The organism is Dactylosporangium fulvum (genome assembly GCF_025137375.1).
Classification (GTDB): Bacteria; Actinomycetota; Actinomycetes; order Mycobacteriales; family Micromonosporaceae; genus Dactylosporangium; species Dactylosporangium fulvum.
Map to the genome: position 1 here is coordinate 7783839 of NZ_CP073720.1, position 12787 is coordinate 7796625.

The 12787-nt window shown below is 72.3% G+C and carries 8 protein-coding genes; 6 read left to right on the forward strand and 2 right to left on the reverse strand.

Translation table 11 applies throughout. From position 1 onward, the window contains the following. The first annotated feature begins 56 nt into the window (after positions 1-56). The 6 genes from Dfulv_RS35575 to eccB all read left to right on the forward strand — a co-directional run bounded on the left by Dfulv_RS35575 (position 57) and on the right by eccB (position 7456). Positions 57-923: an NAD(P)-dependent oxidoreductase gene (locus tag Dfulv_RS35575; RefSeq protein ID WP_259858213.1), complete on the forward strand. Its 867-nt coding sequence runs from the start codon at positions 57-59 to the stop codon at positions 921-923. Further along, entirely contained in the window at positions 923-1831 is a 909-nt protein-coding gene (locus Dfulv_RS35580; protein WP_259858214.1) for an NAD(P)-dependent oxidoreductase, read from the forward strand. The genes Dfulv_RS35575 and Dfulv_RS35580 overlap by 1 nt, the downstream gene beginning before the upstream one ends. 380 nt (positions 1832-2211) lie before the next feature. Then, complete coding sequence (locus Dfulv_RS48450) at positions 2212-3468, forward strand: type VII secretion protein EccE (RefSeq protein WP_264675828.1); 1257 nt, start codon at positions 2212-2214, stop codon at positions 3466-3468. Continuing rightward, complete coding sequence (locus tag Dfulv_RS35590) at positions 3465-4478, forward strand: hypothetical protein (RefSeq protein WP_259858215.1); 1014 nt, start codon at positions 3465-3467, stop codon at positions 4476-4478. The genes Dfulv_RS48450 and Dfulv_RS35590 overlap by 4 nt, the downstream gene beginning before the upstream one ends. 82 nt (positions 4479-4560) lie before the next feature. Next, a complete protein-coding gene (gene eccD / locus Dfulv_RS35595) occupies positions 4561-5964 on the forward strand; it encodes a type VII secretion integral membrane protein EccD (protein ID WP_259858216.1) in 1404 nt (467 codons plus the stop codon). Between the two features lies 1 nt (position 5965). Next, positions 5966-7456, forward strand: coding sequence for a type VII secretion protein EccB (eccB, locus tag Dfulv_RS35600; protein ID WP_259858217.1), 1491 nt, complete (start codon positions 5966-5968; stop codon positions 7454-7456). Positions 7457-7566: 110 nt separating this feature from the next. Here the strand turns inward: eccB and Dfulv_RS35605 are convergent, their stop codons facing one another. Together Dfulv_RS35605 and eccCa are read right to left on the reverse strand one after the other, a co-directional pair. Then, positions 7567-8799, reverse strand: coding sequence for a S8 family serine peptidase (locus tag Dfulv_RS35605; RefSeq protein WP_259858218.1), 1233 nt, complete (start codon positions 8797-8799; stop codon positions 7567-7569). A 5-nt stretch (positions 8800-8804) separates the two neighbouring features. Then, positions 8805-12767 (reverse strand): type VII secretion protein EccCa, encoded by a 3963-nt coding sequence (eccCa, locus tag Dfulv_RS35610; RefSeq protein WP_259858219.1) that lies wholly within the window; start codon positions 12765-12767, stop codon positions 8805-8807. Between the last annotated feature and the right edge of the window lie 20 nt (positions 12768-12787).

Sequence of the window (12787 nt, forward strand, 5' to 3'; positions counted from 1 at the left end):
GGACGATGGTGATCGGCGCGCCCGTCATGTCACCGAGCAGAACGAAGGAACGTCTGATGACCACCAGCACCACGGTCCTGGGATTGGGGGCGATGGGCAGTGCCCTCGCCCGAGCGGCCCTCGACGCCGGCCGACCCACGGTCGTGTGGAACCGCAGCCCACATCGGGCGCAGGCCCTTGGCGGGCGTGGCGCCGTCGTTGCCGGCAACGTGGAGGAGGCGGTGGCTGGCGACGGAGTGATTGTCGTCTGCCTGTTCGACCACCAGTCCGTGCATAGCGTGCTCGATCCGGTCGCCGCCGGCCTGTCCGGGCGTACGGTGATCAATCTGACCACCACGACGCCGAACGAGTCGCGCGAGCTCGCCGCATGGGCCGCCAAGCGCGGCATCGTCTACCTCGATGGTGCGATCATGGCGGTCCCGCAGATGATCGGCGGTCCGGGTTCGGCGATCCTGTACAGCGGCTCGGTCACCGCCTTCGAGCAGCATCGGCCGCTGCTGGACCGGTGGGGTGTCAGCAGCTTCTTCGGGCCGGACGCGGGTATGGCCTCGCTTTACGACATGGCGATGTTGACTGGCATGTATGCGATGTTTGCCGGCTTTCTGCACGGTGCGGCGATGGTTGGCGCCGCGGGCGTGGCGGCGACCGAGTTCGCCGAGTTGCAGGTGCCTTTCCTTGCCGCTATGACCGGCCAGCTGGCTGGCTTCGCCGCGACGGTCGACGCCAAGGACTACGCCGGGGAGGGCCAGCAGAGCCTGCAGTTCACCGAAACGGCTCTGGCCGCGCTACTGCGGGCCACCGCCGAGCAGGGCGTCGCCGTCGAGGTACTTCAGCCGGTGCACGACATCGTGCAACGTCAGATCACCGCCGGATTTGGCGACCACGGCACCGCCCGCATCTTCGAGGAACTGAAGGGCGCGTGATGAGCCGCACCGGCACACCCGCCCCGGTCACTGTGATCGGCCTCGGCCCAATGGGCCGCGCGATGGGCACCACTCTGATTCAGGCCGGGCATCCGGTCACCGTGTGGAACCGTACGCCCGGCCGTGCCGACGACCTTATCTCCGCCGGGGCCGCACTGGCACCCACACCCGCCGACGCCATCGCCGCCAGCGGCCTGACCATCATCAGCCTCACCGACTATCAGGCGATGTACGACATCCTCGCCCCGGTGGTCGATGACGAGCGGCGGCCTGCCGCACTGGGAGGCAAGGTTTTGGTCAACCTCAGCTCCGACACGCCGGATGCGTCGCGGCGGGCTGCGGCATGGGCGGCAGAACACGGTGGGAGTTTCATCACCGGCGGAGTCATGGTGCCTGCTCCCGCGATTGGGAGCCGCGGCGCGTACGTGTTCTACAGCGGGCCAGAGGACGTCTTCGACATGCACGAACCGGTACTGAGGGTGATCGGCGAGCCGAAGTACCTCGGCGGCGATCCCGGCCTGGCCCAGTTGTTCTACCAGGCCCACCTCGACGTGTTCCTAACCGCCTTGTCGAGCCTCCTGCACGCCACGGCTCTTGTCACCGCCGCGGGCGTCCCGGCGGCGGACTTCCTGCCCGGCGTGCTGACCACCCTCACGGGCATTCCGGCGATGATCGGCGATGGCGCGCAGCTGGCTCAACAACTGGAGGTTGGCGAGTATCCCGGCGACCTCAGTACAGCCCTGATGATGGGCGCTACAGCCGACCACATCGTCCGGACCAGCGAGACCTTCGGCGTCGACGTTGCATTGCCGAAGGCGGTCAAGTCGCACTACGACCGGGCGATCGCCGCTGGCTATTCAACCAAGAACTGGACGGCGCTCTACGAGGTGATCAAAGCCGACAGCTGACGGAAGCACCGATGCCGGCGCGGATGGTGGTATCCAATGTCCTCCGTGCCGGCACTGCCGACCAGTCGAAGGTCAGCCATGACCTGGGCCAGGCAATCGGATGCGACGCCGAACTCCCGCGGCGGGCGCCCGTTGCCCGCCTTCGCGTCCTCCGACGAACAGCCCGCCACCGAGACGACGCCCGCGGCAAGACCGGTGAGCAGCAGCTGACGCCGAGTGAGCACGATCGGTTTCCTTCCCCGTGGGTGCGCCACCGTCCGCCGGGCCGGGGCGGCGCCAGTCTGGCGAGCACCGGACCGCGAGGGTGACGTCCATATGATTGGATCGACCGGAGTTCCCGCGGCGGCGCAGCGGTTGACAGCGGCAGGAGGTAGCGGCAGGTGACGACCGACTCCCAAGGGCCGGTCCGGGCTTCGGCCCGTGTCGGTGTCGGACCCGCATCCGACCCGTCCCCGGCGACCCTTGCCCCGCGGCGGCGCCCCAGCCACCTCGGGCCGGTCCACGTGCTGCAGGTCGTCGCCGTCGAGGTGGCGATACTCGGCCTGCTCGCCGTGCTCGACCAGGGTGTCCTGGTCATCGTGCCGGTCGCGCTCGCCGGGCTGCTCATCGCCGTCGTCGCCCTCGGCCGGCAGAAGAGCCGCTGGTGGCTGGAGCGCCGGGTCCTCGCGTGGCACTTCAACCGCCGCGTGAAGCGGCACCCCGCCGGGCCGGTCACCGACCCGCGGCTCGCCCCGCTGCGCACGCTCGCGCCGCGGCTGACCGTCCAGGACGTGCCGGTGTCCGACGACTCCGTGATCGGGGTGGCCCGCGACGACGCCGGCTGGTTCGCGGTGGCGGAGGTCACCCCGACGGCCGCGATGGCCGACGGGCCGTCCGGGCACCTGCCGCTGGAGTCGCTCGTCACCACGCTCACCGACACCGGCCAGCCCGGCTCCGCCCTGCAGGTGGTCACGCACACCCTCGGCTCCCCCAGCCACGACCTGCAGCAGGCGCTGCCGGCCGCGTACTCCTACCGGGAGCTGGTCCAGCGCTTCGGTGCCGCCCCGATCCCGGCCGACCGGGTCACCTGGGTCGCCGTCCGCCTCGACGCGCGGGCCCTCGCCGAAGCCGGCGCGGAGAGCGCCGAGAACGCCGTCGACGTCGTCGCGGCGATGCTCCGCAAGGTCGCGCGGACCCTGCGCGGGGCCGGGGTCAACGTGCGGATCCTCGACCGTGGCGGGGTCCTGACGGCCCTGGAGCGCTCCTGCGACCTGCAGCGCACCGACGTCACGGCGCCGCCGCCCCAGCCGCGGGAGACGTGGGACGCGTGGCACTCCGCGGGCCTTGCCCACCGGTCCTACTGGGTGCAGGACTGGCCCTCGATCAACCAGGACGGGGCCGTCGGCGCCCTCGGTGACCGGCTTGCCGCCGTGCCCGGCTCGTTCACCAGCGTGGCGTTCGTCATCGTCCCCGGTGCCGCCACCGACGCCCAGGTCGACGTCAGGTGTCTGGTACGTGTCGCGGCACCCGCCGAGACGATCGCCGCCGTCTGCCGGGTCCTCGAAGGCGGCACCCACGGCGCGCACCTTCTCCCGCTCGACGGCGAGCAGGGTCCTGCCACATATGCGACCGCACCGACGGGCGGAGGGCCCCGATGACCCGCCCCATCGAACCGGTTCAGCAGCGCGGTGTCCTCGGCGCGCCCGCACCGGCGCCCGGACCTGCCCAGGGGCAGCCGGCAGGACAGGCGGGCGGGCAGGCGCCCCACGTGCGGGTCGCCGGGCCGCAGACGGCACCCGGCACACAGGCCCAGCCCGACACCGGGCGCGCCACCGAGGCCCATGCAGCCGCCGTGACGGAGGCCGAGGCGTCGGCGCAGACCCTGCGGGTCGCCGGGCTCGTCGCCGCCGCCCCAATGCCACCGTCCGGCCCGCCCGGCGGCACCGTCTACGGCAACCGTGACGACGAACGCGACGCCGCTCCCGGCGGCAGGCAGCCGGGGCTGCGCATCGGCTGGCACACCGCGTCGCTGACCGCGCTCAACCCGATGGGCGTCAGGTCGGCCGGCACCGGGCTCGTCCTCGGCGCAGACTACAACCAGCAGCCGGTCCCGATCCGGCTGTTCCGGCCCGAACCCACCCGCGTCACGCTCGTCGGCGGGGTGTGGGCGGCGCAGATGCTCGCGTTCCGGGCCCTGGCGCTCGGCTCGCAGATCGTCGTGATGACGGTCGACCCGGCCGCGTGGCACGGCTTCGGCGATCGGGCCGTCGGCCGCGCCGACCGGGTCGCGGTCCTGCACGGTGAGCAGCCGGCCACCATCACCGCGACCGCCCACCGGCCCGTCCTCGTCGTGCACGACCTCGGCACCACCGGCCCGTCGAGCCCACCGGCGGCCGGGCCGTGGCAGACGCAGCTGACCGTCCTGCGGCGCCTCGAGGAGCCCGGCGAGCCCGCGGTGCGGTCGTGTGATCTCGTGGTCCTGCAACGGTTGCACACCACCGAGGCCGCGGTCGCCCGGACGGCGTTGCAGTTGGACCCGCAGAGCGTGCAGCGGCTGCAGATGCTGGAGAACGAGATGCTCGCGCTCATCGGCGGCGGCGCCAACCGGTACCTGTGGCTGCACCCCACGTCGGCGGAGCGTCAGACCATGGGCAACGCACGGCGATGAGGACGTTGCGCTTCCGGGCGTTCTGTTACGTTGTTTGCCGTCGTAGCCGTCTGCGCAGCCATGACGCAGTAAGGAGATCGCCGTGACGCCCCGGATCGGCATCGGGCTGGCCCGAGTGACCGTCGCCACCCCGAAACGGCGCATCGACGTCGCACTGCCCGACAACGCCATCGTCGCGGAGCTCCTGCCGCACCTGCTGCGCCACGCGGGTGAGGACATGGGCGACACCGACCACAACTCCGGCTGGGTGCTGCGCCGGGCCACCGGCGCGCTCGTCGAGCCGGCCCGCAACCTGACCGTCCAGGGGGTCCGCGACGGCGAGATCCTGCACCTCGTGCCGGGGCGCACCGACTGGCCGGAGCTCGCCTACGACGACGTCGTCGAGGTCATCGCCAACGGCGCGCGGCGCACCGGCAGGTCGTGGAGCGGCCCCGCCACCCGCCGCGGCGGGATCACGTTCGGTGTCGTCACGTTCACACTCGGCGTCCTCGCGATCGCCCTGTCCGGCCCGCCGTGGACGATCCCGGCGGCCGTCGCCGGCGGGATCGCACTCGTGCTGGCCCTCGCCGGGCTTGTCGTCGCCCGCGCCCTCGGCGACGCGCCCGCCGGTGGTGCCGTCGCCGGAGCCGCCCTGCCCTACGCGTTCGCCGCCGGCGCCCTCGCCGTCGTGCCCGACCGCATCGGCGTCACCGGGCTCGGCGCGACCAGCGTGCTGCTCGGGTCGGCGGCGCTGCTGGCAGTCAGCGTCCTCGGGTACGTCGGCACGGCCGCCGTGCGGTGGCTGTTCATGGCCGGGCTCGAGGTCGGCATCGCCGGGATCATCACGGGGCTGCTCGTGCTTGCCGGGATGTCGGCGGCCGGGTCCGCCGCGTTCGCCCTGACCCTCGTCATCGGCCTGCTGCCCGGCTATCCGCTGATCGCGAGCTGGCTCGGCAAGCTGCCCGTGCCGACCCTGCCGGACAAGCCGGAGGACATCCTCGTCGACCAGCCGGTGCCGAAGCGGGCCGGGGTGTTCGCCGCTGTCGCCCGCGCCACCGAGCTGCTCACCGGCATGCTGCTGGCCGCCGCCGTCGTCGGTGCCGTGACCATCGTCATGCTCGGCGTCGACGGCCGCACCACGAGCATCCTGCTCGCCGCCAGCGCGTCCGCGGCACTGCTACTGCGGGCCAGGCTCTTCCCGGCCGCCCGGCAGCGGGTCCCGCTGCTCGCCGGCGGTGCGTTCGGCGTCGCGGTGCTGCTGCTCGGCCTCGTCCTGCGCACCGACCCCGGTGGCGGGCGCCTGGTGGTCCTCCCGGCGCTGCTGCTCGTCGGGGGTGCGATCGTCGCCGCCGGGCTGATCTACAGCAGACGGACACCGACGCCGTACATCGGCCGCATCGCCGACATCACCGACGTCGTCGCGATCATCGCGCTGATCCCCCTCGCCTGCGGCGTGATCGGCATCTACGGCTCGATCCAGGCGCTGTTCGCCTCGTTCGGCAGCTGACATGGCGACCCGCCGGGACCAGCTGCAGTCCTACCAGTTCATGACCCAGCGGGTCCTGTCCGCGTTCGTCATGCGCGAGACCGACCCGGCCCAGTCGCCGCTGCGGCGCGGCATCGGCGCCGTCTTCGCCGGCATCATGGTCGCCGTCCTCGTCGGTGCCGGCTTCGGCGTCTACGGCATCCTCACGAAGGTCGGCGGCACCGCCTGGAAGGCCGACGGATCGATCGTCGTCGAGCGCGAGACCGGCGCGACATTCGTCTTCATGGACGGCCGGCTCCACCCGACGCTCAACTTCACCTCCGCACTGCTGGCCTCCGGGCGGGGCGCATCGCAGCTGTTCCGCGTGTCGCAGAAGTCCCTGGGATCCGTGCCGCGCGGCATCACCATCGGCATCACCGGCGCACCCGACTCGCTCCCCCCGGCCGGCAAGGCCGTCGGGCTGCCGTGGACCGTCTGCTCCACGGCGGGCACGTCGAGCTCCGGCGGGCAGACGGCAACGGTCAGCCTCATGGCGGGTGAGGCGACGGCCGGTGCACGTGTCAGCGGAAACGGCCAGGGCGTGCTCATCAAGGACGTCACGACCGGCCTGACCTACCTCGTCGTCAACGGTCACCGGCACCAGCTGTGGGAGTCGCGGACGGTCATCCCGGCCCTGTTCGGTGCCGTCGTCACCCCGGCCCCGGTCGGCACCGCCTGGATCAACGCCCTTCCCGCGGGTGTGCCGATCAGCCCCATCACCATCAACAACCGCGGCACCGACAGCAAGAGCGTCACCGGCCGCAAGATCGGCGACCTGCTGGTCGTGCAGACGGGCTCCGGCCCGCAGCACTACCTCGTCTTCGACGACGGCATCGCCCCGATCACCCAACTGCAGAAGAACATCTTCGACGCCCAGTTCCCCGGCAAAGACCCGGTACAGGTCTCCGTCGGCGACATCAACAAGACCAAGAGCAGCTCCCGCCTGACCACCCCCGAGGGCAACGACGCCGCGGCCCCGTCCGAGCCGCCGAAGCTGGACCTGCAGCCCGGCTCCCCCGGCGACCTCGTCTGCGCCACCACGACCGACCCGCGCAACGCCCCGCAGATCACCGTCGGCGGCACCATCCCCTCCATCGACGCCGGGGTCCCCACGATCGGCCGCTCGACCGCCGGCACCGCCCTCGCCGACCGCGTCTCCGTCCCGGCGGGGCGGGTCGCCATCGTCCGCGTCCTGCCTTCCGCGACTGCCACCTCGGGTGCCTACGCGATCATCACCGACATGGGCGTCCGCTTCTCCGTGCCGTCGGCGGAGGTCCTGCGGATGCTCGGCTACTCGCCGGACAAGGCGACCGACGTGCCGAGCTCGCTGGTGACCCGCATTCCGGCCGGTCCGGTCCTCGACCCGGCGGCAGTGTTCCAGCCGCAGGTGGCCGGCGCTCCGGCCGCACAGTCCTCACCGGCCCCGTCCACGTCCCCGTCCGGCTCCCCATCCCCGAAGCCCTCCGCCAGCTGACCCCTGCTCGTTCGCCGCTTGATCAACGTCCCGAGAGGCGGGTGGGCGCTGGACGACAGTGCCACCGGCAATGACCAGGTCGACGCGCCCGGTCATCAGTCAGGAGACCGTCAGTCGAAGAGCATCGCCGGCGGCCCGGGCTCCTCCGGCTCGTCGCGGACCCGGGCCGGAGCCGGATGCTCCGCCCGCCAGCGCCGGCGGCGGCCCTGCGGCAACGCGACGGCAAGGGCGGCGATCACGACCGCGAGCCCGAGCGCGCCGGCCGTGCCGATCAGGGCCCAGCGGCGACTCCCGGCCCAGATGGAGGCGCGGGCAGGTGCCGGGCCGTCGACCGGGCCGATGACCGCCGGCGGCTGCTCGACGACCTGGTCGGTGAGGGCACCTGCCGGATTGACGATCCCGTGGCCGTAGAACTGGCTGCCGGGGCCACCTGCGGCGGGGACGGCGGTGCCGGTGAGCCTGCGGGTCACCTCCGCGACGGTCGCCCGCGGGATGAAGGCGCGTACGAGAGCGACGACGGCGCTGACGAATCCCGATGCCACGCCCGTACCGTTGACGACCGTGAGACCGGAGGCCCGCTGCAGCGTGAGGATGTTGCCGCCGGGTGCGACGAGGTCGACATACGCGCCGAACTGCGAGCTGTCCATCCGGATGCCGCGCTCGTCGACGGCGCCGACGCCGATGACACCGTCGTAGGCGGCCGGGTAGGGGGTCGGGTTCTGCTGGTTGGCGCCGCCGAGGTCACCGACGGCCGCGACGACCACGATCTGCTTGTCGAGGGCCTTCTGCACGGCGGCGCGGACGGCCGGGTCGTCGGTGTAGGTGGGCACGGCCACGTCGATGACGTCGGCACCGGCGTCGACGGCCGCGTTGATGCCTTTGGCGAGCTGGGCCGCCTGGGCGCCGCCGGTCTGCCGGTCGGCGACGACGCGGACCGGCAGGATGCGGGCGAGCGGGGCGACACCGGTGAAGCCGATGCCGTTGGTCACCTTGCCGACGATGACCCCGGCGACCTGTGTGCCGGTGCCGACGCAGTCGGTGTTGGCGGGTCCGGTGCCGGCCACCGCGTCGACCCCCGCGTCGACCCGGCCGCTGAGCTGCGGGTGGGCGGCGTCGACCCCGGATTCGAGGACAGCGACGGTGACGCCGCCGCCGCGGGTGAGGGCCCAGACACCGCTCGCGCCGAGGTTCTGCTGCGCCCACGGCACGGTGGTGATGTCCTGCCCGGGATCGGTGCACTCGGCCGCCGCCGCGGGGGCCGCGAACGGTACGACCACCGCCACAACGCCGACCAGTGCAACGGCGAGGATCCGGTGCAGCCACATGAGGGATGCGCTCCACATCGTTGTCATTGCGGGGGCGGTGTCCACGGCATCTGGATGAGCCGGCCGCTCTCGCGCCGCGTGAACAGATAGCCCCGCCCGGGCGGCAGGAACTGCGGCCGCATGTTGCCGAAGAGCGGACCCTCCTCCCGGGAGCCGGACATCATGATGCCCGGTGAGGCAAGCTCGCGGATGCGGGTGATGATCGGGTCGAACATCGCCCGCCCGGCGCCACCGATCCGGCGGGTCAGGATGAGGTGCAAGCCGATGTCACGGGCCTGGGGCAGGAACTCGAGCAGCGGCGCCAGGGGGTTGGCCGCGGCGCCGGCGACGAGGTCGTAGTCGTCGACCAGCATGTACAGCTCGGGCCCCTTCCACCAGCTGCGGTTGCGGAGCTGGTCGGGGGTGACCTCCGGCCCGGGGAGCCGTTCGCGCATGACGGTGACGACCTGCTTGACGAGGTCGAGGGTGACCTGCTGGGAGGTGCCGTAGCCGAGGAGGTGCGCGGGGCTGACCGCACCGAGGAGGCTTCGGCGCAGGTCGACGAGCATGATGCGCGCCTCGGACGGCTGGTATGCCTGGGTGATGCTGCGGGCGAGGCCGCGCAGGAAGGCGCTCTTGCCGCACTCGAGGTCGCCGAAGAGCAGCAGGTGCGGGTCGGCGTCGAAGTCGAGGGAGACGGGCAGCAGGTCGTTCTCCGCGATGCCGATCGGGATGCGGCCGCGCACCGGTTCCGGCAGCGACTCGAACGGCAGCTGGTCGGGCAGCAGCCGCACCTTCGGGGCAGGTGCCGCGGTCCAGTAGGCCTGCATGTGCTTGACGAACTCGGTGACCGCGTCGGACAGGTCGTCGACCTGCTGCTGGCCGTCGATACGGGGCAGGCCGGTGAGGAAGTGGAAGCCGTCGGCGGTGAGGCCGTGGCCGGGTGCCTGCTCGGGGACGTTGACGGCGGCGCGGCGGTTGATCGCCGAGTCGCTGGGGTCGCCGAGGCGCAGCTCGACCTTCGTGGTGAACATGTCGCGGGTCGCGGTGCGGATGTCCATCCAGCGGTTGGTCGAGGCGAGGATGTGGATGCCGTAGCCGAGGCCGCGGTTGGCGATCTCCGACACCATCGGCTCGAGGTCCTCGAACTCGCCGCGGAGGGTCGCCCAGCCGTCGACGACGAGGAACACGTCGCCGAACGGGTCCTCCGCCGCGGGGCCGCCGGTGCGCTGGCTGCGGCGGTAGGCGGCGATGCCGTCCATGCCGAGCTTGGCGAACAGCCCGTCGCGGGCCTGCAGCAGCCCGTAGACCTCCGCGACGGTCCGGCGCACGGTGTTGACGTCGCGCCGGTTGGCGATCCCGCCGACGTGCGGCAGGCCGGCGAGGGCGCTGAGGCCGCCGCCGCCGAAGTCGAGGCCGTAGAACTGGACCTCGCGCGGGGTGTGCAGCAGGGCGAGGCTGCTCACGAGGGTCCGCAGGAACGTGGTCTTGCCGGTGACCGGGGCGCCGACGACCATGACGTTGCCGCCGGCACCGGACAGGTCGAGCCACATCGGGTCGCGCAGCTGCTCGTAGGGCTTGTCGATGATGCCGACGACGCCGTGCAGGCGGCCGTGCAGCGACGCGTCGGCGACGGTCAGGCCGCGCTCGGGCGACTGGACGATCTGCGGCAGCAGCTGGCCGAGGGTCGGCGGCTCGTCCAGCGGCGGCAGCCACACCTGGTGCGCGGCCGTGCCCTGGCCCTCCATCCGCCGCACGAGGACGTCGAGCAGGGTCTCCCCGACGTAGGTCTCCTCCGGCTCTGGTGCCTCATCGGCCTGCTCGGTCTCACGCGGCGGCGTGACGTAGGCGGTGGTGAAGTCGCGGACGGCGTCGACGGCCTTCCCGCCGACCGTCGGCAGGGCTCCGTCGCGCCGGTAGGCCCCCGACACGTACGCCGCCTTGAACCGGATCAGCCCCTCCGTGCCGGCCTTCAGGTAGCCGTGGCCGGGTGAGCGCGGCAGCTCGTAGGCGTCGGGGACACCGAGGACGGTGCGGCTCTCCATCGAGGAGAACGTCCGCAGGCCGAGCCGGTAGGACAGGTGCGTCTCCAGGCCGCGCAGGCGGCCCTCCTCGAGGCGCTGCGAGGCGAGGAGCAGGTGCACGCCGAGGGACCGGCCGACCCGCCCGATCTGCACGAACATGTCGATGAAGTCGGGCCTGGCGGTCAGCAGCTCGCTGAACTCGTCGACGATGATGAGCAGGCTCGGCAGCGGCCCGAGCGGGACCCCTGCGGCACGTGCCCGCTCGTAGTCGCGCTGCGACGCGTAGTTGCCGGCCTTGCGCAGCAGCTCCTGGCGGCGTACGAGCTCGCCCTGGATCGCGCCGAGCATGCGGTCGACGAGTGACAGCTCGTCGGCGAGGTTGGTGATGACGGCGCTGGTGTGCGGCAGGCGGTCCAGCGCGGTGAACGTCGCGCCGCCCTTGAAGTCGACGAGGACGAAGTTGAGGATCTCCGGGTTGTGCTTGACGGCCAGGGCGAGCACGAGGGTGCGCAGCAGCTCGCTCTTGCCGGAGCCGGTGGCGCCGACGAGCAGGCCGTGCGGGCCCATGCCGTCCTGCGCGGACTCCTTGATGTCCAGCTCGATCGGGCGGTTGTCGGCGCCCATGCCGATCGGCACGCGCAGCCGGTCGCGGTTGGGCCGGCTGGCCCACGCCTGTGCGAGGTCGAACTCGGCCGGGTCGCCGAGCTCGAGCAGCTCGGCGAGGCCGAGGTCGACGGTGACGGAGGTCGACTCGGCGAAGGAGGCCGCCGACAGCCGCAGCGGTGTGAGCTCCCGCGCGAGCACCTCGGCCTCCGCGGGGTGCAGCCGGTCGGCCTTGCCGATCTGGATGGTGCCGTCCATGGTGGTGCCGGAAACGGCGCCGTCCGCCTCGACGTCCAGCACGACGGTCGTGTCGTCGAGTAGCCGCGGCGGCGGGTTGGACAGGTCGATGATGGTGACGCCGGCGACACCGCCCTCGGTCATGAGGTGGTCGGACCCGGCGGTGGAGCCGCCGTCGATGACGACGACGGTGTGCGGGCCGGCGAAGTTCTGCGCGACGGCGGGGTCGAAGCGGGGCCGGTTGGCCAGGACGTCGTCGAGCATGGCCTCCAGGCCGGTGACGCCGGGCGTGAAGAGCCGCACCGCACCGACCGCGTCGACCTTGGTGGGGTGGGCGGCGTGCGGCAGCCACTTCACCCACGACCACTGCGGTGCCTGCGCGTCGGCGACGGCGACACCGATCAGCAGGTCGTCGGGCGAGTGGAACGTCACCATCTGTGCCAGCAGCGCGCGGACGAGGTCACGGACGGTCTGCTCGTCGGTGCCGCGGATGTAGACGTGGGAGAAGTCCCGCAGCGCGATCGCGACCGGCAGGTCGGGCACGACGGTGTAGGTCGCGACGAACTTGCGCAGCGCCATCGCGCACAGCGGCTCGAGCTCGTCGACGGGGCGGGTCTGCGGCGGGATGAGCGGGGTGGCGACCTCCTGCGCGCCGAGGCCGATCCGGGCGACGCTGAAGTCGACGTCGCCGCGGCGGCGTTCCCACAGCCGGGCGCCGGTGACCAGCGACCACAGCACCGACGGGTCGGGGTGGCGATAGTAGATGGCCTCGCGCTGCTTCTTGATCGTGTCGCGCAGCTGGGCGCGCAGCTGGCTGAGGCGCCGCATGTACTGCCGGCGGGCCTCGATCATCTCCTTCTTGCCCGGCCCGTTGGTCTGCGTGGCCATCATGGCGATCATGCCGAGGATCGAGACGCCGTACATACCGCCGGCGACGTAGACGAGCGGGCCCGAGCGGCCGCTGGCGCCCATCATGAGACCCATCGCCACGGCGCCGGCCGCCATCGGCAGGATCATCAGCATCCGGGTCCACGTCTTGCCGGCCGCGTTCGGCACCTCCGGCGGCGGGTCGAGCAGCACGTCCCCGGTCGGCAGCGGCGGCGCGGCACGCCGCGGCGGACGCTTGATGATGACGGACGTCACGTGCCTGCCTCCCCAGTCTG